The 25,041-nt window shown below is 67.5% G+C and carries 25 protein-coding genes; 21 read left to right on the top strand and 4 right to left on the bottom strand.

The genetic code is table 11. From position 1 onward, the window contains the following. The first annotated feature begins 12 nt into the window (after positions 1-12). From sufB to ABE472_RS12290, 17 genes are all read left to right on the top strand, one after another. Positions 13-1,488 carry a Fe-S cluster assembly protein SufB gene (sufB, locus tag ABE472_RS12370; protein ID WP_346466304.1) on the top strand — a complete coding sequence of 492 codons (1,476 nt, stop codon included), beginning with the start codon at positions 13-15 and terminating at the stop codon, positions 1,486-1,488. Next, complete coding sequence (locus ABE472_RS12365) at positions 1,485-1,895, top strand: lysozyme inhibitor LprI family protein (RefSeq protein WP_346466303.1); 411 nt, start codon at positions 1,485-1,487, stop codon at positions 1,893-1,895. The genes sufB and ABE472_RS12365 overlap by 4 nt, the downstream gene beginning before the upstream one ends. A gap of 45 nt (positions 1,896-1,940) precedes the next feature. Then, entirely contained in the window at positions 1,941-2,705 is a 765-nt protein-coding gene (sufC, locus tag ABE472_RS12360; RefSeq protein WP_123728594.1) for a Fe-S cluster assembly ATPase SufC, read from the top strand. Further along, positions 2,705-3,967 carry a Fe-S cluster assembly protein SufD gene (gene sufD / locus ABE472_RS12355; RefSeq protein WP_346466302.1) on the top strand — a complete coding sequence of 421 codons (1,263 nt, stop codon included), beginning with the start codon at positions 2,705-2,707 and terminating at the stop codon, positions 3,965-3,967. Before sufC ends, sufD begins: the two co-directional genes overlap by 1 nt. Further along, on the top strand, positions 3,964-5,220 hold the full coding sequence (locus ABE472_RS12350; protein ID WP_346466301.1) for a cysteine desulfurase: 1,257 nt from the start codon (positions 3,964-3,966) through the stop codon (positions 5,218-5,220). The genes sufD and ABE472_RS12350 overlap by 4 nt, the downstream gene beginning before the upstream one ends. A 107-nt stretch (positions 5,221-5,327) precedes the next feature. Then, positions 5,328-5,864 carry a GNAT family N-acetyltransferase gene (locus ABE472_RS12345; protein WP_346466300.1) on the top strand — a complete coding sequence of 179 codons (537 nt, stop codon included), beginning with the start codon at positions 5,328-5,330 and terminating at the stop codon, positions 5,862-5,864. Further along, complete coding sequence (locus tag ABE472_RS12340; protein ID WP_346466299.1) at positions 5,861-6,193, top strand: non-heme iron oxygenase ferredoxin subunit; 333 nt, start codon at positions 5,861-5,863, stop codon at positions 6,191-6,193. Before ABE472_RS12345 ends, ABE472_RS12340 begins: the two co-directional genes overlap by 4 nt. Positions 6,194-6,282: 89 nt before the next feature. Next, the gene (locus ABE472_RS12335) at positions 6,283-6,663 is read left to right on the top strand and encodes a hypothetical protein (RefSeq protein WP_346466298.1); all 381 of its coding nucleotides are present in this window, start codon (positions 6,283-6,285) and stop codon (positions 6,661-6,663) included. Between the two features lie 146 nt (positions 6,664-6,809). Beyond that, the gene (locus ABE472_RS12330; RefSeq protein ID WP_346466297.1) at positions 6,810-9,131 is read left to right on the top strand and encodes a catecholate siderophore receptor Fiu; all 2,322 of its coding nucleotides are present in this window, start codon (positions 6,810-6,812) and stop codon (positions 9,129-9,131) included. A 51-nt stretch (positions 9,132-9,182) separates the two neighbouring features. After that, complete coding sequence (locus ABE472_RS12325) at positions 9,183-9,869, top strand: Fe2+-dependent dioxygenase (RefSeq protein ID WP_313217472.1); 687 nt, start codon at positions 9,183-9,185, stop codon at positions 9,867-9,869. 120 nt (positions 9,870-9,989) lie between these two features. Next, positions 9,990-10,427, top strand: a complete 438-nt coding sequence (locus tag ABE472_RS12320; protein ID WP_346466296.1) for a hypothetical protein — start codon at positions 9,990-9,992, stop codon at positions 10,425-10,427. Positions 10,428-10,566: 139 nt separating this feature from the next. After that, positions 10,567-12,990 carry a TonB-dependent receptor gene (locus ABE472_RS12315; RefSeq protein ID WP_346466295.1) on the top strand — a complete coding sequence of 808 codons (2,424 nt, stop codon included), beginning with the start codon at positions 10,567-10,569 and terminating at the stop codon, positions 12,988-12,990. Positions 12,991-13,140: 150 nt separating this feature from the next. Continuing rightward, a complete protein-coding gene (locus ABE472_RS12310) occupies positions 13,141-13,779 on the top strand; it encodes a PepSY-associated TM helix domain-containing protein (protein WP_345784554.1) in 639 nt (212 codons plus the stop codon). Positions 13,780-13,801: 22 nt separating this feature from the next. Beyond that, on the top strand, positions 13,802-14,320 hold the full coding sequence (locus ABE472_RS12305; RefSeq protein WP_313217466.1) for a DUF2271 domain-containing protein: 519 nt from the start codon (positions 13,802-13,804) through the stop codon (positions 14,318-14,320). A gap of 25 nt (positions 14,321-14,345) precedes the next feature. Then, the gene (locus ABE472_RS12300) at positions 14,346-15,152 is read left to right on the top strand and encodes a DUF4198 domain-containing protein (protein ID WP_313217464.1); all 807 of its coding nucleotides are present in this window, start codon (positions 14,346-14,348) and stop codon (positions 15,150-15,152) included. Between the two features lie 122 nt (positions 15,153-15,274). Continuing rightward, entirely contained in the window at positions 15,275-16,255 is a 981-nt protein-coding gene (locus tag ABE472_RS12295) for an FAD:protein FMN transferase (RefSeq protein ID WP_346466294.1), read from the top strand. Then, entirely contained in the window at positions 16,252-17,865 is a 1,614-nt protein-coding gene (locus ABE472_RS12290) for a flavodoxin domain-containing protein (RefSeq protein WP_346466293.1), read from the top strand. The genes ABE472_RS12295 and ABE472_RS12290 overlap by 4 nt, the downstream gene beginning before the upstream one ends. 17 nt (positions 17,866-17,882) lie before the next feature. Here the strand turns inward: ABE472_RS12290 and ABE472_RS12285 are convergent, their stop codons facing one another. From ABE472_RS12285 to ABE472_RS12270, 4 genes are all read right to left on the bottom strand, one after another. Then, on the bottom strand, positions 17,883-18,494 hold the full coding sequence (locus ABE472_RS12285) for a HutD family protein (RefSeq protein WP_346466292.1): 612 nt from the start codon (positions 18,492-18,494) through the stop codon (positions 17,883-17,885). A gap of 37 nt (positions 18,495-18,531) precedes the next feature. Continuing rightward, positions 18,532-19,239, bottom strand: a complete 708-nt coding sequence (locus tag ABE472_RS12280) for a murein L,D-transpeptidase catalytic domain family protein (RefSeq protein ID WP_346466291.1) — start codon at positions 19,237-19,239, stop codon at positions 18,532-18,534. A 27-nt stretch (positions 19,240-19,266) separates the two neighbouring features. Then, positions 19,267-20,271, bottom strand: coding sequence for a L,D-transpeptidase (locus tag ABE472_RS12275; protein ID WP_313212613.1), 1,005 nt, complete (start codon positions 20,269-20,271; stop codon positions 19,267-19,269). A 464-nt stretch (positions 20,272-20,735) separates the two neighbouring features. Next, positions 20,736-21,011, bottom strand: a complete 276-nt coding sequence (locus ABE472_RS12270; protein ID WP_313212612.1) for a ComEA family DNA-binding protein — start codon at positions 21,009-21,011, stop codon at positions 20,736-20,738. Positions 21,012-21,264: 253 nt separating this feature from the next. On the opposite strand from ABE472_RS12270, the gene ABE472_RS12265 reads away from it, so the two are divergent. The 4 genes from ABE472_RS12265 to murU are packed head-to-tail and all read left to right on the top strand — an operon-like array spanning position 21,265 to position 24,881. After that, positions 21,265-22,758 carry a M20 family metallopeptidase gene (locus ABE472_RS12265; protein WP_313212597.1) on the top strand — a complete coding sequence of 498 codons (1,494 nt, stop codon included), beginning with the start codon at positions 21,265-21,267 and terminating at the stop codon, positions 22,756-22,758. 59 nt (positions 22,759-22,817) lie between these two features. Beyond that, positions 22,818-23,087 (top strand): GlsB/YeaQ/YmgE family stress response membrane protein, encoded by a 270-nt coding sequence (locus ABE472_RS12260; protein ID WP_019185648.1) that lies wholly within the window; start codon positions 22,818-22,820, stop codon positions 23,085-23,087. Between the two features lie 58 nt (positions 23,088-23,145). Continuing rightward, the gene (locus tag ABE472_RS12255; protein ID WP_313212596.1) at positions 23,146-24,171 is read left to right on the top strand and encodes a phosphotransferase; all 1,026 of its coding nucleotides are present in this window, start codon (positions 23,146-23,148) and stop codon (positions 24,169-24,171) included. Next, complete coding sequence (gene murU / locus ABE472_RS12250) at positions 24,168-24,881, top strand: N-acetylmuramate alpha-1-phosphate uridylyltransferase MurU (protein WP_070426783.1); 714 nt, start codon at positions 24,168-24,170, stop codon at positions 24,879-24,881. Before ABE472_RS12255 ends, murU begins: the two co-directional genes overlap by 4 nt. The last annotated feature ends 160 nt before the right edge of the window (positions 24,882-25,041 follow it).

Below are 25,041 nucleotides of genomic sequence, written 5' to 3'. Positions count from 1 at the left end.
CAGGCAGCCCCCATGGCCACCGATACCCTCGATACCGTCGCCACCGGCGATACCCCCAACCGCGAGATCCATGAGCAGCTCGGCCGCAAGTATTCGGCGGGCTTCATCACCGACATCGAATCGGACTCGTTGCCGCCCGGCCTGGACGAGGACACCATCCGTGCCCTGTCGGCCAAGAAGGACGAGCCGGAATGGATGACGCAGTGGCGCCTGGACGCCTACCGCCACTTCCTGACCATGCCGATGCCGGACTGGGCCAAGCTGCAGATCGCGCAGATCGACCTGCAGGCGCTGAGCTATTACTCCGCGCCCAAGGGCCCGAAGTACGCCTCGCTGGACGACGTGCCCAAGGAACTGCTGGACACCTACGACAAGCTCGGCGTGCCGCTGCATGAGCGCGCCAAGCTGGCCGGCGTCGCCGTGGATGCGGTGTTCGATTCGGTTTCGGTCGGCACCACCTTCCGCAAGGAACTGGCCGAGAAGGGCGTGATCTTCTGCTCCATGTCCGAAGCGATCAAGGAACACCCGGAGCTGGTCAAACAGTACCTGGGGACCGTGGTGCCGGTCGGCGACAACTACTTCGCCGCGCTCAACTCGGCGGTGTTCTCCGATGGCAGCTTCGTGTTCATCCCCAAGGGCGTGCGTTGCCCGATGGAGCTGAGCACCTACTTCCGCATCAACGCCGGCCACACCGGCCAGTTCGAGCGCACGCTGATCATCTGCGAAGACAAGGCGTACGTGTCCTACCTGGAAGGCTGCACCGCGCCGATGCGCGATGAGAACCAGCTGCATGCCGCGGTGGTCGAGCTGGTCGCGCTGGACGATGCCGAGATCAAGTACTCCACGGTGCAGAACTGGTACCCGGGCGATGAGAACGGCGTGGGCGGCATCTACAACTTCGTCACCAAGCGTGCCGAGTGCCGTGGTGCGCGCAGCAAGGTCACCTGGACCCAGGTCGAGACCGGCTCGGCGATCACCTGGAAGTACCCGTCGTGCGTGCTGCTTGGCGATGATTCGGTCGGCGAGTTCCACTCGGTCGCGCTGACCCACCATCGTCAGCAGGCCGACACCGGCACCAAGATGATCCACATCGGCAAGCGCACCAAGAGCAAGATCGTCAGCAAGGGCATCAGCGCCGGCCATGGCCAGAACACCTATCGTGGCCTGGTGAAGATCGATCGCGGCGCCGAGGGCGCGCGCAACTACACCCAGTGCGATTCGCTGCTGATCGGCAAGAAGTCCGGCGCGCATACCTTCCCCTACATCGAGGTGAAGAACCCCAGCGCGACGGTCGAGCACGAAGCGACCACCTCCAAGATCTCCGACGACCAGCTGTTCTATTGCCGCGCCCGCGGCATCGACCAGGAAAACGCGGTCTCGATGATCGTCGACGGCTTCTGCAAGCAGGTCTTCCGCGAGCTGCCGATGGAGTTCGCGGTGGAAGCCAAGAAGCTGCTGGAAGTCAGCCTGGAAGGCTCGGTCGGATGATCCGCGTCCTGATCAGCCTGGGTCTGCTGCTGGGCGCGGTGGCGCCGGTGGCCGCGCAGGACGTGAAATGCGATCCGGGTGGCAATCAGCTCGAGCTCAATGCCTGCGCTGACGGCGAGTTCAAGCAGGCCGATGCCGAACTGAACGCGGTGTACCGTCAGATCGTGGCCAAGCTGGCCGGCGAGCCGGTCGCACTGGCAAAGATGAAAGCCGCGCAGCGCCTGTGGGTCCAGCTGCGCGACGCCGATCTGGACGCGCGCTACCCGGTGGGCGAGAACGAGAACCCTCGCCTGCTGTACGGCTCGATGTACCCGATGCTGTATTCCGGCGCCAAGGCGGCCTTGACCACCGCGCGGGTCACTTACCTGCGCAACGAATTCCTCGAGCGCAGCGAATACGACCTCTGAGTCGCGCTGCCTCCAGTTCCCCTATCTGACAAGACGATTATCGACATGTTGAAGATCGACAACCTCCACGCACGCATTGGCGACAAAGAAATCCTCAAGGGCCTCTCGCTCGACGTGAAGCCCGGCCAGGTGCACGCCATCATGGGTCCCAACGGCGCCGGCAAGTCCACCTTGGGCAACGTCCTGGCCGGCCGCGATGGCTATGACGTGAGCGAAGGCAGCGTGCAGTTCGAAGGCCGTGATCTGCTCGAATTGGCACCGGAAGAACGCGCCGCCGCCGGCCTGTTCCTGGCCTTCCAGTACCCGGTGGAAATCCCCGGTGTGAACAACACCTACTTCCTGCGCGCGGCGCTCAACGCCCAGCGCAAGGCGCGTGGTGAGGAAGAACTGGATTCGATGCAGTTCCTCAAGCTGGTCCGCCAGAAGCTGGCCGTGCTGCACCTGAAGGACGAGCTGCTGCACCGCGGCGTCAACGAAGGCTTCTCCGGTGGCGAGAAGAAGCGCAACGAGATCTTCCAGCTGGCCGTGCTCGAGCCGAAGCTGGCGATCCTGGATGAAACCGACTCCGGCCTGGATATCGACGCGCTCAAGAGCGTGGCCGACGGCGTCAACGCGCTGCGTTCGCCGGACCGTTCCTTCATCGTGATCACCCATTACCAGCGCCTGCTCGATTACATCAAGCCGGACGTGGTGCATGTGCTGGCCGATGGCAAGATCGTGCAGAGCGGCGGCCCGGAACTGGCCCTGGAACTGGAAGCCCATGGCTACCACTTCCTGAAGGACCGTGTGGTGCCGGAGGCAGCGGTCTGATGAGCGCCCTGCTCGATTCCCTCGCCAGCGGCTTCTGCGGCAGCGATGCACGTCGCGCCGAGCTGGATGCCGCCCTGCAGGCCGGCCTGCCCGGCCCGCGTACCGAAGCCTGGAAATACACCTCCCTGCGCCAGCTGGAGCGTCGCAGCTTCCAGCCGGCGCCGCTCGCCCCGGCCGTGGTCGATGCCGCCCTGCTGGCCGACATTCCGTCGCCGCGGCTGGTGTTCGTCAATGGTCGACCGTCCGGCGCGCTGAGCGATGTCGCTGCGGTGCCGGCCGGTGTGCAGCTGGCCACCCTGTCCTCGGCACTGGCCGCGGGCGATGAAGCCGCTCGCTTCCTCGGCCGCCGCTTCGAGCGCAGCGAGGAAGTGTTCGCCCGCCTCAACGCCGCGCTCGCCGATGAAGGCGTGCTGCTGCGCGTGGACGCAGGCGTGCAGGTCGAGACGCCGCTGCAGCTGGTCTTCATCAGCGTCGCCGGCGATACCGATCTGTCCTGGCACCACCGTCACCTGATCGAACTTCGTGCTTGCGCTGCGCTGGGCGTGGTCGAGCACCACCTGCATGTCGGCGATGCCGCGCACCTGGACAACACCCTGGTGCACGTCCACCTGGCGCAGGATGCCGTGCTCTCGCACGCGCGCGTGCAGGCCGACGCCACCCGCGCCACCTCGCTGCTGCGCACCGACGCCGTGCTGGCCCGCAACGCGCAGTACCGCCGTGTCGATCTGGAACTGGGCGCCGCGCTGAGCCGCCATGAGCTCAACGTCCGCCTGGAAGGCGACAACGCCCAGCTGACCGCCAACGGCGTGCTGCTTGGCAACGGCCGCCGCCATGTCGACACCCGCCTGGGCATCGAGCACATCGCACGCGATACCGCCTCGGAAATGGTCTGGCGTGGTGTGGCGGCCAACCGCAGCCGCGTGGTCTTCCACGGTGGCATCCACATCCGCGAAGGCGCCGATGGCACCGACGCCAACCTGTCCAACAAGAACCTGCTGCTCTCCGCCGATGCCGAGATCGACACCCAGCCCACGCTGGTGATCGATGCTGACGAAGTGAAGGCTGCCCACGGCGCCACGGTCGGCCAGCTCGATGCGAATGCGCTGTTCTACCTGCGCTCGCGCGGCCTGCCGGCCGATCGCGCGCAGCAGCTGCTGAGCGCGGCGTTCTGCCATGAACCGCTGAACGCCCTCGACGCGCGCCTGACCGAGCAGCTCACCGCCCAGCTCGACCGTGCGCTGGCCCTGGCGGGCGTGGCATGAACCTGTCCACGCCGCGCCCGGTCGCCGATACCGGCGCCGCACCCGATTGGGACCGCGTGCGCCTGGACTTCCCGCTGTTGATGCGCGAAGTGCACGGCAAGCCGCTGGTGTATTTCGACAACGCCAACACCGGCCAGAAGCCGGTGCAGGTGATCGGCGCGGTGGACGAGTTCTACCGCCGCTACAACGCCAACGTCAGCCGTGCGGTGCATGCGCTCGGCACCGAGGCGACCGATGCCTACGAAGGCGCGCGCAACAAGCTGGCACGCTTCCTCAACGTGCGCGCCAGCGAGCTGGTGCTGTGCAGCGGCACGACGTTCGCGATCAACCTGGTCGCCTATTCGTGGGCACTGCCGCGGCTGAAGGCCGGCGATGTCATCCTGGTCTCACGCATGGAACACCACGCCAACATCGTGCCGTGGCAGCTGGTCGCCCAGCGCACCGGCGCGACGATCCGCGTGGCCGAGATCACCCCGGAGGGCGCCTTGGACCTGGACGCACTGCGTGCGGCGATGACCCCCGAGGTCAAGCTGCTCGCGGTTGCCCACGTCTCCAACGTGCTGGGCACGGTCAACCCGGTCCGCGAGATCTGCCGCGAAGCCCGCAAGCGCGGCATCGTCACCGTGGTGGATGGCTCGCAGGCCGTGCCGCACCGCAAGGTCGACATCCCCGCGATCGGCTGTGACTTCTATGCCATCACCGGCCACAAGATGTGCGGCCCGACCGGCACCGGCGCGCTGTGGGCCAAGCGCGAGCATCTGGACGCCATGCCGCCGTTCCTCGGCGGTGGCGAGATGATCAAGGAAGTCAGCTTCGAAGGCACCGTGTTCAACGACGCCCCGCACAAGTTCGAAGCCGGTACCCCGAACATCGCCGGCTTCATCGGCCTGGGCGTGGCGGTGGATTACCTCGAGTCGTTGGGCCTGGAGCACGTGGAAGCCCGCGAAGGCGAGCTGCTGGCGCACTTCACCGAAGAGCTGAACAAGATCGAGGGCCTGCGCATCTTCGGCACCACGCCGGACAAGGCGGCGGTGGTCTCCTTCCTGGTGGACGGCGCGCATTCGCACGATCTGGCCACCCTGCTCGACCTGGAAGGCGTCGCGGTCCGCTCGGGCCAGCACTGCGCGCACCCGCTGCTGCAGTACTACGGCGTCGCCGCGACCTGCCGCGCCTCGCTGGCGTTCTACAACACGCATGACGAGATCGAGCGCTTCATCGTGGCGCTGAACAAGGTGCGCAAGCTGCTGGGCTGAGCCTTCGCCCGTCTATGTCCAACCGGAACGCCGTGGCCTGCCACGGCGTTTTTTGTTGCCGGTCCCGGTCGTTTCCGTCCCGGCCCCGACCAGCCTAAAATGGCCGCATGAGCACCCTCACCTACCGCGCCGCCACGCTGGCCGACATCCCCGCCCTCGTCACCCTTGTCACCTCCGCCTACCGGGGCGAGGCCAGCCGCGCCGGCTGGACCACCGAGGCCGACATCCTCGATGGCGCCCGCATCGACCCGCAGGGCCTGCAGGCCGACATCGAGCGCCCGCGCAGCACCATCCTGCTCGCCGAGCGCGACGGCCAGCTGCTGGCCTGCGCGCACGTGGCCGATGACCAGGGCAAGGGCTACTTCGGCATGTTCTCGGTGGACCCAGCCCAGCAGGGCGGCGGCATCGGCAAGCAGGTGATGCTGGCCGCCGAAGCCCACGCCGCGCGCGAGTGGGGCGTGCCGGTCATGCAGATGACGGTGATCGACATCCGCGACGAGCTGATCGCCTTCTACGAGCGCCGCGGCTACCAGCGCACCGGCATCAAGAAGCCCTTCCCGTATGGCGATGAACGCTTCGGCATCCCCAAGCGCGACGACCTGCGCTTCGAGATCCTGGAAAAGCCGCTGGCGGTGCCGGCGTGAGCGACACCTGGACCTTCGTCTGCGCCAGCGCCGAGCTGCTGCCGGGCGAGATGAAGAGCACCTTTGATGAAGTGACCGGCACGCCGATCGTGGTGTTCAACCTGGACGGCGAGCTGTACGCGCTGGAAGACCAGTGCACGCACGACGAGTTCGAGCTGTCCTCGGGCACCTTTGATATCGGCGAGGCCAGCATCGAGTGCGTCCTGCACGGGGCCCGCTTCGATATCCGCGACGGCGCCGCGCTGTGCGCCCCCGCCTACTCGCCGGTCGCGAAGTTCCCGGTCAAGCGGGAACACGACGCGGTCTGGGCCCGCGACGACCGCGACTGAGCCGGGCTGAACGGCGGCGTTTTGAAAACGCGAATTGTTCCTATTACGATAGGCATTGCGGCCAGCCGGTCGCGCCCGTCCGGTAGCCCGTGTCCGCCCACCGCTCTCTTCTTGGCGCTCTTGCCCTGTGGGCCACGCTCTGCGTGGTGCTGCTGGCGTGCCGCGGGCTGAGCGGACCCCAGCGCGGCGCTGAGCCAGGCAAGGCGCCGGCACGGACCTCGCTGGCCTGGGACATCTCGCCGACGGCGACCGCTCCGGCCATGCCCGTGCCCGAGCTCCCGGCGGCAGAGCCCCCGTCGGCCGCCGAGTCCGGCCCCGATCCCGAACTCGGCCATGTCGGCGTGCCCCTGCGTCAGCGGCGCACCGCCTGGACGACCCTGGTCCCGCTGTGGCCGTCCGATGCGCTGCGGCGGCAGCGGCTGGAACCTTCGCTGCGGCTCAATCCCGGCCACGCGCCTCCCCACGCCTGATCCCTGCCCCACGCACCGCGTGGGGCGTGCCGTGCCTGCGCCTGTGCGCAGTGCGAACGGCTTCGCGTGCCCGCGTCTCCATTGCCGGCCGCTGTTCCCCGCGCGCGCCGCGCCGCCCGTCTTTCCCTTCCCGGATCGTCCACACCATGATCAAGAGCCGCAAGCATTCTTCCTTTCCGCGCACCGTTGCCGGTCGCGCCACTGCCGGCCTGGTCACCGGGCTGAGCCTGGCTGTCCTGCCGGTCATCGCGCACGCCCAGTCCAGTGGCAACACGCCGCAGACCCTGGATCAGATCGATGTGCGCGGCGTGCGCGGCTTCAAGGCCGACAAGGTCGCTTCCCCGAAGTTCACCCAGTCGCTGCAGGACACCCCACAGACGATCCAGGTGATCACCAGCGACCTGTTCAATCAGCAGGGCGCGACCACGCTGACCGATGCGCTGCGCAACAGCCCGGGGGTGGGTACGTTCTACGTGGGTGAGAACGGCAACACCAACACCGGCGACAGCATCTTCATGCGCGGCTTCGACACCTCCAGCAGCATCTTCGTCGATGGCGTGCGCGACCTCGGTTCGATCTCGCGGGATGTGTTCAATACCGAGCAGGTGGAGGTGGCCAAGGGCCCGGCCGGCACCGACAACGGACGCTCGGCACCCACGGGTGCGATCAACATGGTCAGCAAACAGGCCAACCTGCACAACGCCGTGTCGGGCACGGTCTCGGCCGGTACCGACAGCCAGCAGCGCGGCACCGCCGATTGGAACCAGGCGCTCGGCGCAACCAGTGCGTTGCGCGTGAATGCGATGTGGCAGGACAGCGACCAACCCGGCCGCGACCACGTCAACAACCGCCGCTGGGGCATCGCACCGTCGTTGGCGTTCGGCCTGGGCACCAGCACGCGTTATTTCCTCAACCTGCTCTACGTGGACCAGGACAACGTGCCCGACGGCGGCGTGCCGACCCTGGGCCTGCCGGGCTGGACGCCGCAGCCCAGCCTGGAGCAGCTGGCCGGCCAGCCGGTCGATCCGGAGAATTTCTACGGCACCCGCGCCGACCACGACGATGTCACCGCGAAGATGGCGACGTTCCGCATCGAGCACGACATCAACGACGCGGTGCGCGTGACCAACACCGCCCGCTGGGGCCGCACCGACCAGGATTACCTGCTGACCGCGTTCATGGGTACCGGCACGCGCGGTGCCAATGGCGCACCGACCGGCAACATCCGCTTCACCAACCCGGCCGATCCAGCCACCTACACCATCGCGCGCAGCCTGCCGACCTTCAAGGACCAGCAGAACACGATCCTGACCGACCAGCTCAACCTGCGGGCGGATATCACCACCGGGGCGATCGTGCACAACCTGAGCGCCGGCCTGGAATTCACCCGCGAGGAGCTCAAGAGCTTCGGCCAGGCCGCCACCGGTGGCACCACCTGGTCGCCGGCCAACCTGTATGCCCCGGACTGGAACGCGACCGGACTGACCTGGGCACACAACGGCGCCGACAGCCACGGCAAGACCACCACCTCCTCGATCTATCTCTTCGACACCCTCAACCTCGGCGAAAGCCTGCTGGTCACCGCAGGTCTGCGCGCGGACCACTACTCGACCGAGTACCAGAGTGCGTCGGTGTGCGGCGGCCGTGGTCCGGCCTGTGGCGCCAACCCGGTTGGCACCGTGATCGCCAATCCCTCGCTTGAACATTCGGACACCCTGCTCAACTGGAAGCTCGGCGCGGTCTACAAGGTCGATGACATCGTCAGCCTGTACGCCAACTACGCCCTCTCCCAGCAGCCGCCGGGCGGCAGCAACTTCCAGCTGAGCGCCTCTACCAGCAGCGCTGACAATCCGAGCCTGGAGCCGCAGAAAGCCAGGACCATCGAAGTGGGGACAAAGTGGGCCTTCCTCGATGACGCACTCGCTTTCAACGTGGCGCTGTTCAAGACCGAGGTCAGCAACGAGATCAACACGCAGGTCCTGGACGATGCGGGCAACCCGACCCAGACCGGCAAGAAGTCGGTGCAGGGCATCGAAGTCTCCACCGTGGGCCGCATCACCGACAACTGGTCGGTTTCGGCGGGTTACAGCCATCTGGATACCGAGGTGGAAGAAGGCGCCAACGTCGCCGCCGACGGCACCCGCAACCTGACCTACACCCCGGGCGACACCTTCACCAGTTGGACCAGCTATGCCTTCCCGTCCGGCCTGACGATCGGCGGCGGCGTGCGCTACGCCGGCCAGATGCATCGCGGCACCGACGGTGCGGTCGGTACCCCGGCCTTCACCAAGTCCTACACGGTTTACGATGCGGTGGCTTCGTATGCCATCAACGAGCACCTGGTGCTGCGCTTGAACGCCTACAACCTGTTCGACAAGCAGTACGTGGCTGCGATCAACAAGAGCGGCTACCGTTACACCCCGGGTGCCCCGCGCACCGTCCTGTTCAGTGCGGACTTCCGCTTCTGACCACCGGCCGACGCAGGGGAGCCCTCCCCTGCGTCGTACAAGGACCCTGTCATGTTGCTGCATGTTCCCGACGTACTGAGCGCGGATGAACTGGCCCACCTCCAGCGCGCGCTGGCCGAGGCGGCATGGGCCGATGGGCGCGAGACCGTCGGCGCGCAGGGCGCGCAGGTCAAGCGCAATGAACAATTGCCCGACGCCTCGCCCCTGAAGGCCGAGCTGGGCCGGATCGTGCTGGGCGCCCTGGACCGGCATCCGCTGTTCTTCGCGGCGGCATTGCCACTGCGGATTCTGCCGCCCCGTTTCAACCGCTACCAGGGCGGCGGCGAGTACGGCTTCCACGTGGATGGGGCGGTGATGATTACCCAGCTGGACGGACAGCGCAGTCATCTGCGCTCGGACGTATCGTGCACGCTGTTCCTCACCGCGCCGGACGACTATGACGGCGGCGAGCTGGTGATCAGCGATACCTACGGCGAGCACGAGGTGAAGCTCCCCGCCGGCGATCTGGTGCTGTATCCCTCGAGCAGCCTGCACCGCGTCAATCCGGTCACCCGTGGGTCGCGGCTGGCCTCATTCTTCTGGGTGCAGAGCATGGTGCGCGATGACAGCGCGCGGCGCACGCTGCTGGAGATGGACAGTGCGATCGAAACGCTGCGCACCACCGGTGCCGACAGCGCGGCCGTGCTGCAGTTGACCGGGGTGTATCACAATCTCCTGCGACGCTGGAGCGAGATCTGAGCCTGGCGCCATAGGCCCCCGCAATCGCAAATCATTCCCATTTGCGCTTGTGAACATTTCTCACTACAATCTCGGCGCGTTGCGAACCGGAGGTCCGGTCCGCCCTTTCGGGATCTTCCCTTGCGCCACCCTCACCGCCATCGCAGCTTTGCCACCGCCATGCGCGGGCAGCGCCCGGCGCTGCCTGTGGTGCTGGCGTGGTTGGCGGTGCTGGCGATGCTGTTTACCGGCCTGCCGGTACTCGAGCGCGTTGCCCCGGGCAGCACCGTGATGGTCCTGCAGATGCCAATGGACGAGCATCCTGTCGGCGGCGGTGAGACCGCGGTGCAGGAAGACACCCCGGCCAAGCCGCGCCGGGTCGCCAGCGCGCGCCCTGCTTCCACGCCACCGCCGCAGCCGTCGCTGCCACCGGTCGTGGAATCGCTGGATGCGCTGATGGCCACGCTGGTAGCACAGCCGCCACGGGTCGTACCCGCCATTGATTCGGCACCGGCCACGCCGCTGCCTGCTGCACCCGGCCTGCGCGTCCAGCGCGGCCAGGCCCCTCCGCAGGGCTGATCCCGACTGCCGGCGGCGCCATCGCGCCCCGCGCGGTCACGCACGCTCTGCCCGTTCCCGGCCTTCCTAATTCCTGCGCGTGTTGCCGCCCTGCGGCCTGCCGCGTTGCGTCCGCGTTCTTCTTTCCGAGGTTACCCCCATGGCCCAGCGCCATCGTCGTCGCACGTCCCTGTCCCGCTGCACCCTGTCCATCGCCCTGCTCGGTGCGCTGAGCGCCCCGGCCTTCGCCAACGGCGAGGCCGCCGCCCCGACCACGCTGGACAAGGTGGTCGTGACCGCCGCCGGCTTCGAGCAGAAGATCGCCGATGCCCCGGCCAGCATCAGCGTGATCAGCCGCGAGGAGCTGAGCAAGCGCCCGTACACCAGCCTGGTGGATGCGCTGCGCGACGTGGAAGGCATCGACGTGGGCATGGAGCCGACCGACAAGAACGGCCGCGCCACCATTTCCATGCGTGGCATGCCCTCGGACTACACCCTGGTGCTGATCGACGGTCGCCGCCAGAGCAACGCCGGCAACCTGTACCCGAACAACTTCGGTGGCGGCCAGTTCTCGTACATGCCACCGCTGGATGCGATCGAACGCATCGAAGTGGTCCGCGGCCCGATGTCCACGCTGTACGGCTCCGATGCGATGGGCGGGGTGATCAACATCATCACCCGCCGCAACCAGACCGAGTGGCATGGCGCGGTCACCCAGGGCTTCACGATGCAGCAGGACGACCAGTTCGGTGATGCCCGCAGCACCGATGTCTACCTGAGTGGTCCGCTGATCAAGGACCGCCTGGGACTGTCGGTGCGCGGCAGCTACTACGACGCCAAAGCCTCCAACCCGGAATGGGATGACCTGCCGCTGCCGGACGGCACGCTGTGGTCGCGCAGCATCGGCTTCGGTGGCGGCGGCAAGGCGGTGGCCAACACCAACTGGAACACCGGCCTGCGCCTGAACTTCATCGTCAATGACGACCACGAGCTGTGGCTGGACTACGACGTGTCGCGCCAGAAGTACGACAACAGCGAAGGCCAGACTGGCACCCTGGACAGCCTGGCCAGCCTGTGGCGCGTTGGCAATGCGACGATCCGCAACCCAAACGGTCCGGGCAACATCACCCGCCGCGTGGTGCAGCCGCGCGTGGGTTACACCGCCTACCAGCGCTATGAGCGCGACCAGCTGGCACTGACCCATCAGGGCCGCTATGAGTTCGGCACCTGGCAGACCACGCTGACCCACATCACCAGCAACAACCTCGGCCGCTCGCTGCCGCTGACCCTGGACGAGCGCGCTGATTTGCAGGGCCTGTGGAACGACGTCTGCCGCCGCACCGGTGCCGCAGCGAACTGCGCGGCCGGCGCGCGCAACGGGTTGAGCGCACTCAATCCGGCGGAGCTGGCGCGCCTGCAGGCCTTCCTGCCGCGCCCGCTGCGCACCATGGAGCTGGAGGGCAACGTGCTGGACACCATGCTCGATCTCACCTTCGGCGCGCACAAGCTCACCGTGGGCGGCCAGTACAACGACACCGACATGGTCGATGGCGTGTTCGGCATGGACGGCAACGGCTACAAGAACAACGTCAAGCAGCAGCACCGCATGTGGGCGCTGTTCGCCGAGGACAACTGGTCGCTGACCGATACCCTGACCGCCACGGTCGGCGTGCGCTATGACGACCACAACATCTTCGGCAGCCACGTCAGCCCGCGCGCCTACCTGGTGTGGAACGCCAGCGATGCCTGGACTGTCAAGGGCGGCGTCAGCACGGGCTACAAGACCCCGCGTCCGGATCAGCTGTTCCCGGGCATCGTCGGCTTCGGCGGCCAGGGCGTGACCCCGCTGGTCGGCTCGCCCAACCTGAAGCCGGAAACCAGCACCAACTACGAAATCGCCACTTACTACGAAGGCGATCGCTGGGGCTTCAACCTCACCGGCTTCCTCAACAAGTTCGATGACAAGATCGCCAGCGGCGGCACCTTCGCCAACTGCGAAGTCGCCCCGAACGATGGCAGCTACTGCGTGGACATCGGTCCGGGCTGGGCCGAGCTGGGCTACAGCACCTTCGGCCAGAGCGTGAACATCGACAAGGCCGAAACCCGCGGCGTCGAAGCCGCCGCCCAGGTCGATCTGCTGGACACCCTGCAGCTGCGCGGCAACTACACCTGGACCAAGAGCGAGCAGACCAGCGGCACCGGCAAGGGCCTGCCGATCACCGGCAACCCGGCCAAGCACATGGCCAATGCGAGCCTGAACTGGCAGATCAGCGAGGCGGTGAGCCTGTCGCTGATCGGCGAAGGCCGCTACGACCGCTACCGCGACACGCTGGTCAGCAACGTCGGCGGCGTGAGCAGCTCGCAGACCCGCTATTACGAGGACTACACGATCTTCCACCTCGGCGGCAGCTGGGATATCAATAAGTGGCTGACCGTCAACGCGCGGGTCAACAACCTGTTCGACAAGGACTTCGTCTCGCAGTCCTGCGTGCTGATCAGCGACAGCGAGTTCAGCTGCGTGGACGATTACGCCACCAAGGATCAGCGTCGCAGCTACTGGATCTCATTGAACGCCAAGTTCTGAGGCACACCGCGGCGGCGTCCTGAGTGACGTCGCCGCTGGCCTTGACCTCGGGCAGCGCGCCGGCGACGGAACGCTGCCTTCTTTTTTCACAAATTGCGAATCATTCTCATCAATGGTGTAATTCGCCCCTCAGTACTCTCTCTCCCGACCGTGGCCACCAGCGCTCCTTCTTCCAGCGTGCAACAACAACGCCGCGGCTTCTGGCTGCGCACGCTGCACCAGTGGCACTGGATCAGCTCGGCGGTGTGCCTGATCGGCATGCTGCTGTTCGCCGCGACCGGCATCACCTTGAACCACGCGGCCAGGATCGAAGCCACGCCGCAGGTGGTCAGCCGCCAGCTCGAGCTGCCTGCTGACCTGCTCGGCAAGTTGGGCGACCGCGCCGATGGCCACGCGCCCATTCCCCGGGTGGCCAGCCGCTGGCTGGATGCGCAGCTCGGCATCTCGATCGGGCGCCGCCCGGCCGAATGGTCCGATGGCGAAATCTATCTCTCCATGCCCAGCCCGGGGGCCGATGCCTGGCTGAGCATCGACCGCGAAACGGGCGACGTGGAATACGAATCCACCGCACGCGGCTGGGTGTCCTATTTCAACGATCTGCACAAAGGGCGCAATGCCGGGCCCGCCTGGGGCTGGTTCCTGGATATCTTCGCCGTGGCCTGCCTGGTGTTCTGCATCACCGGCCTGTTCCTGCTGCACCTGCATGCCCGCCAGCGCCGCATGACCTGGCCGCTGGTCGGCCTGGGCCTGCTGATCCCGCTGCTGATCGCCCTGATCCTCATCCACTGACCGTCCCTTCCGGAGCCGCACCATGCGCGTCACCCTGACCATCGCCCTGAGCGGCCTGCTGGCCACCTCGCCGGCCTATGCCACCACCCTGGACATCAACGTCGAGGTGCCCAAGCTCAACGTGGCCGAGTACCACCGCCCGTATGTGGCCGTGTGGCTGGAAGGAGCCGACCAGAAGGTCGCCGCCAACCTCTCCGTCTGGTACCAGCAGACCGGCAACGCCGAAGGCCATGGCACCAAGTGGCTGCCCGACCTGCGCCAGTGGTGGCGCAAGAGCGGCCGCACGCTGGAGGTGCCGGTGGACGGCGTGACCGGCCCGACCCGCCCGGTCGGCAAGCACGCGCTCTCCTTCAGCGACAAGCAGCCGGCGCTCAAGGCGCTGGCACCGGGCAACTACACCCTCGTGGTGGAAGCGGTGCGCGAAGTCGGCGGCCGCGAACTGCTCAAGATCCCCTTCACCTGGCCGGCCACGTCCGCCCAGTCCGGCAAGGCCCAGGGCGCGACCGAACTCGGTCTGGTCACCCTGACCGCCAAGCCCTGATCCCCCATCCACCTGGAGTTTTTCGATGAAGCGCACGCTCGTCCTCGCCGCCGCCATGGCCGCCGCACTTCCGTTCTCCGCCCTGGCCCACAAGGCCTGGCTGCAGCCCTCGCAGACCGTGATCGCGGGCACCAACCCGTGGATCACCGTCGATGCGGCGGTCTCCAACGACCTGTTCTATTTCAACCACGTGCCGCTGCGCCTGGACAACCTGGTCATCACCGCGCCGGACGGCAGCACCGTGCAGCCGCAGAACGCGGCGACCGGCAAGTTCCGCAGCGTGTTCGATGTCGAGCTGACCCAGCAGGGCACCTACCGCCTGGCCACGATCAACAACGGTCTGTCGGCCAGCTGGGAAGAGGACGGCAAGCCCAAGCGCTGGCGCGGTACGCCGGCCACCTTCGCCACCGAAGTGCCGAAGAACGCCAGGAACCTGCAGGTCTCGCAGTCGGTCGGTCGCGTGGAAACCTTCGTCACCAACGGCTCCCCGAACGACACCGCGCTCAAGCCGACCAACCAGGGCATCGAGATGATCGCGCTGGCTCACCCGAACGATCTGGTCGCCGGTGAAGCCGCGCGCTTCCGCGTGCTGGTCGACGGCAAGCCGACCGCCGGCCTGGCGTTCGAGATCACCCGCGGCGGCACCCGGTACCGCAACGCCCAGGACGAGATCAAGGTCAGCACCGATGCCAAGGGCGAGTTCGCCGTCACCTGGCCGGAAGCAGGCATGTACTGGCTGGAAACCGGCACCGAGGACAGCAAGACCTCGATCAAGGAAGCCAAGAAGCGTCGCCTGAGCTACGTGGCCACGCTGGAAGTGCTGCCCGAGTAACGGCCTTCGGCGCGGCCGCTGCACGCGCCGTCCACCTCACCCCGCCCCCGTCGACACGACGGGGGCTTTTCACCCGACGCAGTCCGGCCATCGGGCTTACTAGGCCCGACGTGCCCATCCCCATGAACAACCCGGATCTCGACATCGCCAGCCTCGGCGGCCACACCATGGGCACCACCTGGCAGGTAAAGCTGGCCGTGGCGCGCAGCCGCGACCTGCACCCGCTGCACGCCGGCATCCAGGCGCAGCTGGACGCCATCGTGGCGCAGATGAGCACGTGGGAAGCCGACAGCGATATCGCGCGCTTCAACCGTGCGCCCGCGGGTGAGTGGCAGGCGCTGCCGCCCTTGTTCGACACCGTGATGCAGTGCGCGCTGGACATCGCACAGCGCAGCGGCGGCGCCTTCGATCCGACCATCGGCCCGTTGGTGGCCTTGTGGGGATTCGGCGCACAGGCGCAGGCCCGGCGCATTCCCGATGCGGCCGCCCTCGCCGCCACCCGTGCGCGGTGTGGCTGGGAACGGCTGCAGTGGCAGCCCGGTCGCCTGCTGCAACCCGGTGGGCTGGCGCTGGATCTGTCGGCGATTGCCAAGGGATTTGGTGTCGATCAGGTCAGCAGGTGGCTGCGCGGGAACGGGGTGCACGCCGCACTGGTGGAGGTCGGCGGCGAGCTGCACGGCTTTGGCCGCAAGCCTGATGACCAGCCGTGGCGCGTGCTGGTGGAATCGGCCCCGGAAGACGATGCACAGGCAGACCATCCGCCACGCGTGCTCGCGCTGGGAGATCGGGCGGTGGCCACCTCCGGTGATCGCTGGCATCACTTCGAACAGGGCGGCGAGCAGTTCAGCCACACGCTGGATCCGCGCACCGGTGCACCGGTCACGCACGCTGCGGCCGCGGTCACCGTGGTCGCCGACAGTGCCATGCAGGCCGATGCCTGGGCCACCGCATTGACGGTGATGGGCCCCGACGAGGGCATCGCATTTGCGCGCACCCATGCACTGGCCGCCCGCGTTGTCAGCCGGGGCGCGCACGGGATCGAGGAACAGATGAGTCCCGCATTCGAGCACCTGCTCGCCGACGACCGCGTGGGCGCGGCATGAGTCTGCGTCCTTCCCGTGCGTGGCTGGGCAACCTGGCGGTCATGTTGTTGCTGGCGGTCATCGCCTGGGCGATGCTGCGCCTGCATCTGGGTGACGCGTGGTGGCAGAGCGCACCCCTGGCCTCGCAGTGGCGCTGGGCAGCGGGCAGCCTGGTGGGCTATGCCGCGTTCTGCACGCTGATCTGGTGGCGCGGGCGCGCGCGCGAAGACCACGTGGCCGACAACGGACCCGCACCGATCCTGCTTGTCTGGGCGAGCCAGACCGGCTTCGCGCAGCAGCTGTGCGAACGCAGTGCGCAGGCGTTGCGCGCTGCCGGCCTGCCGGTCCGCATCCGCGCGCTGCATGCGGTGACGGCCGAGCTTCTGCAGCGCAGCGGGCAGGTGTTGTTCGTGGTCAGCACCACCGGCGAAGGCGATGCGCCGGATCATGCCCTGCCCTTCCTGCGCAAGGTGATGCCACAGGCGCTCGCATTGCCGCAGCTGCAGTACGGCGTGCTGGCGCTGGGTGATCGCAGCTACGGGCATTTCTGCGCGTTTGGCCACCAGCTCGATGCGTGGCTGCGTCAGCACGGTGCGCATCCGCTGTTCGATACCGTCGAAGTGGACAATGCCGATCCCGGCGCACTGCGCCACTGGCAGCAACTGCTCGGCCAGCTCGGTGGTGAAGCGACCGAACTGCCGGACTGGGCCCCGGCCGATTATCTGCCCTGGCAACTGCAGGCGCGCCATCTGGAAAACCCGGGCAGCCCGGGCGCACCGACCTACCGCATCACCCTGGTACCTGCCGATGGCGTGCTGCCGGCGTGGCAGGCCGGCGACGTGGTCGAGATCGGGCCGCAGCATTCGCCGGCCGAGGTCGAGGCCTGGCTGCGCGATACCCCCTGGGAGGGCGATGCGGACATCGATGGACAGCCGCTGCGTGCGCATCTCGCGCGGGCGCATCTGCCCAGCAGCGACGAGACGGCCGCGTTTGCCGACACAGACGCGCTGGTCGCCGCGCTACGCCCGCTGCCGCACCGGGAGTACTCCATCGCCAGCCTGCCTGCCGAAGGCCAGGTGCAGTTGCTGCTGCGCCGTCAGCTGCGTCCTGATGGCACCCCGGGACTGGGCAGCGGCTGGTTGTGCGATCACGCTGCGTTGGATGGGCGCATCGATCTGCGCTTCCGCAGCAACCCGAACTTCCACGGTGCGGCAGCGGCAACGCCGCTGATCCTGATCGGCAACGGCACCGGCATCGCCGGCCTGCGCGCCCACCTGCGCGAGCGGATCAGTGCCGGCGCGCGCCGCAACTGGCTGCTGTTCGGCGAGCGTACGGCCGCGCACGATTTCTTCTTCGGCGACGACCTGCGCGCCTGGCAGCGCGGCGGCTGGATCGCGCGTCTGGATACGGTGTTCAGTCGCGACGCTGGTGAGCATCACTACGTGCAGGACCGGCTGCAGGCGCAGATCCACACGCTGCAGCAGTGGGTGCACGACGGTGCCACGATCCTGGTCTGCGGCAGCCTGCAGGGCATGGCCCCGGCGGTGGACGCGGTGATCGAGCAGGCGCTGGGCCGCGACGGGAAAGAGGCCTTGATCGTGGCCGGGCGCTACCGGCGCGACGTGTACTGAGGATTGTCGGCAGGCCCTCAGGCGTTGCGGCCCCCCGCAGTGACACGGATCGCCAGCAACTCGCCGCCGCCGTGCAAGGCAAACCGGTGGCGCTCACCGGCGGCCAACCAGGCGGTATCACCGGCGGCCAGCGGTGCCAGCGACGGCTCGCCTTCGAATTCGGCCTGGCCGGCAAGCAGATGAATCGCCCACGCCGCCCCGGGTTCGGTGAAGAAGAACATGCTGCCCACCAGCGGCCGGTGCAGCAGCTCGGCCTGCACGGCATCGCGCCGCCACATCAGATTGAAATCGTGGGTCACCCCGTCGATCAGTTCGCCGGTCACCTGCGCTTCGCCCGCAAACCGCAGGCGGTCGTGCGGCGGCATCAGGGTATGCAGTGCGCCATCGGCGAACCGCAGGTGCAGGCCTTCGCCACGCAGCAGCACCAGTTCGCGGTCGATCCCGGGAAAGGCCGAGAACGCGGCGTCCTGCTCGATCTCGGCGATCGACAGGCGCACCTGCCAATCGTCGTTGTCGGGCACGCGCAGGATCTCGCGGGTCCAGCCCAGGCCGTTGCGCCAGCGTTCGCGGCGGTATTCGAAGGAGGGGATGACGCGGCTGGCCGCGCTCAGGACGGTATCGGTCGACATGGCGCCAGTGTGCCTGAGCCGACGCAGCAGAGCTGCCTCAGGACACGCCGCCGCAATCGGGTTCCAGCAGGCGCGAACGCGCCAGCCAGTCCTTGTCGGGGTAATACGCAAACACCATCGTGCCGCCGCGCAGACTGTCGATCAGTGGCCGCGCCACGGACAGCCGCACAGCGGGGCACCCCAGGCTGCGGCCCAGCCGGCCCTGCAGGCGCGCGATCGCCGGATTCACGTACGGCGCGCCGTGGATGACGATCGCGCGGTCGCGGGCATGGTCATTGAAGCCCGGCTCCAGCCCTTCCAGGCGCAGCGAATAGCCGTTGCCGCCCATGTAGGTCTCCTTGGCGGTGAACGCGCCCAGGCTGGACATGAAACTGCCGTCCTTGTTGGAGAAGTGCTGGGTACGGTTGTCACCGCTGTTGCGCCCATGCGCGACCCACTCCTCGAACAGCAGCCGCTGGCGGGTCAGATCGAAAATCCACATGCGCGGTTCGGTCGACGGCCGCGAGTAATCGATCACGCTCAACTTGCCCGGGTCGACGCCGAGTTCCGGCCGGCGCAACGCACAGCGCATCGCGCGGGCCGCCAGCTGCAACACGTGTTTGTCCGCAGCCGGTGCGGCCTTGGAGAGCATCTCGGCCATCTGCACCGGAGTCGCCTCCGGGGCCGGCGCAGGGCTGACCGCGCCCGCCGTGGCGGACGCGATCAGGCCGCAGAACGCGGCAGGCAGCAATTTCACAACGGGCATGGGCAGCACACCAACCGGAGGCAACCCTTACAACGTGGACCCGCCGGCGTCGGATTCCAAGACGGGCTGCAGGTTCTGTTCATCGGCCACCGGGCGAACCGCGGGCAGGCTGGTCACCAGCAGCGTGGTGCCGGGCACCAGCACGCTGTAAAGCTGTTCGGCGAATTCCGGCGGCAGCGCCATCGGCAGGCTCGGCGTGGCGAGCAGGTCCGGGGTGGCATTGGCGGCGGTCTGGCCCAGCAGTGGGTAGGCGGTCCAGCGGTGCAGCGGGCGGTGCGGGTCCAGCGGGCTGGGGTTGTCCTGGTAGCCCTGGCCCATCACGAACAACGTGGTGCCCTCGAACGCCGGCAAGGCCTTGGCCTCCAACCGCGACTCGCCGATCAGCACGCCATCGCGCAGCACATACAGGCGTTGATCATGCAGGCTGACCAGAATGCCGACCTGGCCGGCCGGGGCCGCCGCATCGTTCCAGTAATGCGCCGGCGCGTCGGTGCTCTCGACCAGCGGTTTGCCGGTGCTGCTGACCGGCGCCAGCACGGCCGGATAGGCCAGCGTCATCGGCGCGCTCTTGGCATCGGCCACCACCACGGTATCGCCACGGTGGGTTTCGCCGAACAGCTTCTGCGCGAACGCCTGTGGCAGCCGCACGCAGCCGTGCGAGGCCGGGTGACCGGGCAGGCTGCCGCCGTGCAGCGCGATACCGTCCCAGGTCAGGCGCTGCATGTAGGGCATCGGCGCGCTGTTGTAGAGGTTGGACTTGTGGTCCTTGTCCTTCTGCAGGATCGTGAACACGCCGGTGGGGGTTTCATGCCCGGTCTTGCCCGAGCTGATCGTGCTCATGCCGATCGCGATGCCGTTGCGGTACACGTAGGCGCGCTGCTCATCGAGGCTGACCACCAGCACGATCGGGCCGGACGGGGAGATCTCCGGATGCCAGAGAAACTCGCCGGGCTTGAGATCGGTGGGACCGCGCGGGGCCTCGGTCGTCTTGCTGGCCGTCGGCGCACTGTTGGCGGCCGTGGCGGGAAGCATCCCGGTCGCCAGCAGCGTCCCGAGGGCCAGACTCAACAGCGTGCTGCGTACTGCCATGTCGTGCATCCATTCGAAGAGATGCCGCCACGCTACACGAAGTGCCTGCATGCGTTCGCGAAAACACGCGCAGCCCTGCTGCCGGTTTTCGTGCGCCTCAAAAAGTAATTGCCCGGCCACACATCCTGTGCGAACCGGGCAATCGATACATCCTTGTCGGCATCCCGCCTTCCCCCTGTGCATCCTGCCCAGTCTGGGTGCCGGCCATGCGTCCTGCACTCGGCCGTATATGCTTCCGCCATCTCAACCCTTCCCGGGGTCTGGATGCCACCGTCCTGGTGGGTCCGCGCCAATCCTTCCGCGCCGCCTCCCTGCGTGCTGCCTCCCTGCAGCTGTCGGTGCCGCCGCGGCATCCTGCCGTGGCGACCAGTGACCGGCGTCCTGCCTGTCCCGACCTGTCCTGTTGTTCAGCGCCTTGGTACGGAGGCCGGCGCTGCCCTCCTGGGCGGTGCCTCGGCCGGCGCCTGCCTGGCCCCGGTCGTCATCCGTTGTCGATTCCGTTCGACGGTAGCTGTCCCTATCCCCTTCACCCGCGCCAGATCCTCGACGTGTTCAAAGGGTCCGTGTTGTCGCCGGTACGCGACGATCGCTTCGGCCCTCATCGGCCCCACGTTCGCCAGTCCCTGCCGCAGCGTCGACGCGTCCGCCGTATTGATGTTGATCCGATCGGCCGCGAAGGCCATTCCGCTCAACAGCAGTCCCAGCACCAGCGCCCTGCACGAAAACCAAGGTCCCACCGTGTAACTCCTTGTGGCTCGGAACCGGCCCCTGCCGGCAATCCTGTCGAAGGTTCCAGCGTCCCTCGCCACATACACACAGCCTATCGTCCACGGCACCTTCACACAGCAGGCCTAACACCCGACGTGGTGTAGGGAAATACCTACCCCAGCGCAGGCGTAGAATGGCGGGACTTGTCAAAAGCACTCTGGAGTTCAGATGGACAGCGCCAAGCTCGGCCAATTCGTCAGTGAAAAGTGGGACAACGAGATCGTCCCGCAATTGGTCGATTACATCCGTATCCCCAACAAATCGCCGATGTTCGACGCCGATTGGGTCGCCAACGGCTACATGGAACAGGCCGTCACCCTGATGGAAACCTGGGCCCGCGCCCAGAACCTGCCGGGCCTGACCGTCGAGGTCGTGCGCCTGGAAGGCCGCACCCCGCTGCTGCTGCTGGAAATCCCGGCCTCCGGCGCCGAGACCGGCGACGATACCATCCTGCTGTACGGCCATCTGGACAAGCAGCCGGAAATGACCGGCTGGGACGACGACCTGGGTCCGTGGATCCCGGTGCTGCGCGGCGACAAGCTGTACGGCCGCGGCGGCGCCGATGACGGCTATGCGATGTTCGGTTCGCTGGCCGCCGTGCTGGCGCTGCAGGAACAAGGCCTGCCGCACGCGCGCTGCGTGATCCTGATCGAAGCCTGCGAAGAATCCGGCAGCTACGACCTGCCCGCCTATGTCGACCACCTGGCCGACCGCATCGGCAAGCCCTCGCTGGTGGTGTGCCTGGATTCGGGCTGCGCCAACTACGACCAGCTGTGGTGCACCACCTCGCTGCGCGGCCTGACCGGCGGCAACTTCTCGGTCAAGGTGCTCAACGAAGGCGTGCATTCCGGCGATGCCTCCGGCGTGATCCCGTCCAGCTTCCGCCTGCTGCGCCAGCTGATCTCGCGCATCGAGGACGAGAACACCGGCCGCATCCTGATCGACGGCATGAATGTCGAAATCCCGGCCGAGCGCCAGGAACAGGCCAAGCGTGCCGCTGAAGTGGTGGACACCGCGATCTTCGAGAAATTCCCGATGGTCGATGGCCTGCGCCCGATGAACGACGACCTGGCCGAACTGGTGCTCAACCGCACCTGGCGCCCGGCGCTGTCGGTCACCGGTGTGGACGGCCTGCCGCCGCTGGCCTCGGCCGGCAACGTGCTGCGCCCGCATACCGCGGTGAAGCTGTCACTGCGCCTGCCCCCGACCGCTGACGGCAAAGCCTGCGGCGAGCTGCTCAAAGAAGCCCTGCTGCGCGATCCGCCGAACGGTGCGGAAGTGAAGCTGGACCTGGAGAAGGCCTCCAGCGGCTGGAATGCCCCGGCGATGGCGCCGTGGCTGACCCAGGCGATCGACGACGCCAGCCAGACCTTCTTCGGCAAGCCGGCGATGTACATGGGCGAAGGCGGCTCGATCCCGTTCATGGGCATGCTCGGCGAGAAGTTCCCGGGTGCGCAGTTCATGATCACCGGCGTGCTCGGCCCGCACTCCAACGCACACGGCCCGAACGAGTTCCTGCACATCCCGATGGGCAAGCGCGTGACCTCCTGCGTGTCCAAGGTGATCAGCGAGCATTACGCGGCCAGCCTGCGTGGCGAGACCAGCGGTTCGCCGGTCGCCGCCGACAGCGGCACCCGTCACGGTGGCCACGGCTGCTGCTGACGTTGGCGGACGCAGCCTGGCCTTGCTAGGCTGCGTCCACCTCTACTGACGCATTTGGCATGAACGGACTGTTTGGCAGCACCAGCTGGCTCTACATCATCCTGGTCGGCTTCGTCGTCGGTCTGCTCGGGCGCTTCTTCATGCCCGGCAACAACCGCATGGGCTGCCTGCTGACCATCGTGCTCGGCATCGTCGGCGCCCTGCTGGCCGGCTGGTTCGGCCAGTACATGGGCTGGTATGCCCGCGGCGAGCCTGCCGGTTTCATCGGCGCGATCCTCGGTGCGGTCGCGGTCCTGGCCGTGCTCCGGCTGTTCAGCAGCAAGCGCTGAGCATCGCCCTCTTCTTTCTTCCCGCGCGCCTTCCGGCGCCGCTTCGACGTACCCGTCCATGAACGATCCCGCTTCCGATCCGCTGCGCGCCGAACACCGCCGGCAGTGGACCTGCGCCGCCCTCGGCGACCCGGCCACCGCGCTTGACCGTGCGTCGGTCGATGCCGGTTTCCGCAGCTACTGGCGCGCCACCAGCGCGCGCGGCAGCCACATCGTGATGGATTCCCCGCCCGGGCTGGAGGATGTGCGCCCGTGGCTGCGCATGCACGACCTGCTCGAGCCCAACGGCGTGCGCGTGCCGCAGGTACTGGCGCGCGATGAATACAACGGCTTCCTGCTGCTGGAAGACCTGGGCGGCCCGACGCTGGCCCGCCATATCGACACCGACAACGCCGATGCCTGGTTCGATGCCGCCTTCGCGCAACTGATCCGGCTGCAGTCCATCCCGGTGCCCGAGGGCATGGGCAGCTTCGGCGAGGCGCTGCTGCAGCGTGATGCCGGGCTGTTCGACGAATGGTTCCTGCAACGTCACCTCGGCCTGGAACTGGACTGCGGCGAGATCGAGCACCTGCAGCGCATGCACCGCCTGCTGATGGACAACGCCCTGCAGCAGCCGCAGGTGCTGACCCACCGCGATTTCATGCCGCGCAACCTGATGCCGATCGACGGCGGGCCGGCCGTGCTGGATTTCCAGGATCTGGTGCGCGGGCCGATCGCCTACGACCCGGTCAGCCTGTTCAAGGATGCGTTCCTGAGCTGGCCGATCGAACGCGTGGACGCGTGGTTGGCGCGCTATCACGCGCTCGCCCTGGCCGCCGGCCTGCCGGTGCGGCCGTGGCCGCAGTTCCTGCGCGACGCCGACTGGATGGGCGTGCAGCGCCACCTCAAGATTCTCGGCCTGTTCGTGCGCCTGCGCGACCGCGACGGCAAGGGTCACTACTTCGAGGATGCACCCCGTTTCATCCGCTATCTGGATGAAGTGCTGCCGCGCCATCCCGAGCTGGCCCCACTGCACGACCTGTTCGAGCTGCGCATCAAACCGGCCCTGGCCCGCATCGCCGAACCGGTGCAGGCGCGCCCATGAAGGCCATGATCTTCTCGGCCGGCAAGGGCGAGCGCATGCGCCCGCTGACCCTGCACACGCCCAAGCCACTGCTGGTGGCCGGTGGCAAGCCGCTGATCGTGTGGCACCTGGAACGGCTCGCTGCCGCCGGCATTGATGAGGTGGTGATCAACACCGCCTGGCTGGGTGACCAGTTCGCACCCGCGCTGGGCGACGGTGCGCGCTGGGGGCTGCGCTTGCACTTCATCGATGAGGGCGCCGTGCCGCTGGAAACCGGTGGCGGCATCCTCAATGCCCTGCCGATTCTCGGCGAGGCACCGTTCCTGGTGATCAACGGCGATGTGTGGACGGATATGGAGGTCGCCACGTTGCCGCGCACGCCTGCCGGCGATGCGCATCTGGTGCTGGTCGACAATCCCGCGCAGCACCCGCGCGGTGATTTCATCCTGCACGCCGATGGTCGCGTCAGCGATGACGGCGACAGCGCGCGGCTCACCTATGCCGGTATCGGCGTGTACCGCCCGGCGATCCTCGACGGCTGGCGGGCGGTGATCGGCGACACCACCGGGGCCGGCGCGACACCGCCGCAGTTCAGCCTCGTCCCCCTCCTGCGCCACGCGATGGCGCAGGGCCGTGTGACCGGCCAGCACCATCGCGGCCGATGGACCGACGTAGGCACGCCGGAGCGTCTGGCGCAGCTGGACGCCCAGTTGCAATCCCCGCACGGGTAAAACACCGCGCCCCCCTTTGGGCGACCCGGTGGTAGAGCCGACCGTTGGTCGGCTGCTCTCCGCCCGATGGTAGAGCCGACCGTTGGTCGGCTGCTCTCCGCCCGATGGTAGAGCCGACCGTTGGTCGGCTGCTCTCCGACCGAGCCCATCTGAGCAGCCG

Origin of the sequence: Stenotrophomonas sp. TWI809, assembly GCF_039673205.1 — a bacterium.
Classification (GTDB): domain Bacteria; phylum Pseudomonadota; class Gammaproteobacteria; order Xanthomonadales; family Xanthomonadaceae; genus Stenotrophomonas.
This window is presented reverse-complemented; position numbering and strand designations above follow the sequence as displayed.

Excerpts from the sequence above, each read along its gene's own strand:
- sufB (WP_346466304.1), top strand. The coding sequence starts at position 13 with ATGGCCACCGATACCCTCGATACCGTCGCCACCGGCGATACCCCCAAC.
- ABE472_RS12365 (WP_346466303.1), top strand. The coding sequence starts at position 1,485 with ATGATCCGCGTCCTGATCAGCCTGGGTCTGCTGCTGGGCGCGGTGGCG.
- sufC (WP_123728594.1), top strand. The coding sequence starts at position 1,941 with ATGTTGAAGATCGACAACCTCCACGCACGCATTGGCGACAAAGAAATC.
- sufD (WP_346466302.1), top strand. The coding sequence starts at position 2,705 with ATGAGCGCCCTGCTCGATTCCCTCGCCAGCGGCTTCTGCGGCAGCGAT.
- ABE472_RS12350 (WP_346466301.1), top strand. The coding sequence starts at position 3,964 with ATGAACCTGTCCACGCCGCGCCCGGTCGCCGATACCGGCGCCGCACCC.
- ABE472_RS12345 (WP_346466300.1), top strand. The coding sequence starts at position 5,328 with ATGAGCACCCTCACCTACCGCGCCGCCACGCTGGCCGACATCCCCGCC.
- ABE472_RS12330 (WP_346466297.1), top strand. The coding sequence starts at position 6,810 with ATGATCAAGAGCCGCAAGCATTCTTCCTTTCCGCGCACCGTTGCCGGT.
- ABE472_RS12325 (WP_313217472.1), top strand. The coding sequence starts at position 9,183 with ATGTTGCTGCATGTTCCCGACGTACTGAGCGCGGATGAACTGGCCCAC.
- ABE472_RS12315 (WP_346466295.1), top strand. The coding sequence starts at position 10,567 with ATGGCCCAGCGCCATCGTCGTCGCACGTCCCTGTCCCGCTGCACCCTG.
- ABE472_RS12305 (WP_313217466.1), top strand. The coding sequence starts at position 13,802 with ATGCGCGTCACCCTGACCATCGCCCTGAGCGGCCTGCTGGCCACCTCG.
- ABE472_RS12300 (WP_313217464.1), top strand. The coding sequence starts at position 14,346 with ATGAAGCGCACGCTCGTCCTCGCCGCCGCCATGGCCGCCGCACTTCCG.
- ABE472_RS12295 (WP_346466294.1), top strand. The coding sequence starts at position 15,275 with ATGAACAACCCGGATCTCGACATCGCCAGCCTCGGCGGCCACACCATG.
- ABE472_RS12290 (WP_346466293.1), top strand. The coding sequence starts at position 16,252 with ATGAGTCTGCGTCCTTCCCGTGCGTGGCTGGGCAACCTGGCGGTCATG.
- ABE472_RS12285 (WP_346466292.1), bottom strand. The coding sequence starts at position 18,494 with ATGTCGACCGATACCGTCCTGAGCGCGGCCAGCCGCGTCATCCCCTCC.
- ABE472_RS12280 (WP_346466291.1), bottom strand. The coding sequence starts at position 19,239 with ATGCCCGTTGTGAAATTGCTGCCTGCCGCGTTCTGCGGCCTGATCGCG.
- ABE472_RS12275 (WP_313212613.1), bottom strand. The coding sequence starts at position 20,271 with ATGCTTCCCGCCACGGCCGCCAACAGTGCGCCGACGGCCAGCAAGACG.
- ABE472_RS12270 (WP_313212612.1), bottom strand. The coding sequence starts at position 21,011 with ATGGCCTTCGCGGCCGATCGGATCAACATCAATACGGCGGACGCGTCG.
- ABE472_RS12265 (WP_313212597.1), top strand. The coding sequence starts at position 21,265 with ATGGACAGCGCCAAGCTCGGCCAATTCGTCAGTGAAAAGTGGGACAAC.
- ABE472_RS12260 (WP_019185648.1), top strand. The coding sequence starts at position 22,818 with ATGAACGGACTGTTTGGCAGCACCAGCTGGCTCTACATCATCCTGGTC.
- ABE472_RS12255 (WP_313212596.1), top strand. The coding sequence starts at position 23,146 with ATGAACGATCCCGCTTCCGATCCGCTGCGCGCCGAACACCGCCGGCAG.
- murU (WP_070426783.1), top strand. The coding sequence starts at position 24,168 with ATGAAGGCCATGATCTTCTCGGCCGGCAAGGGCGAGCGCATGCGCCCG.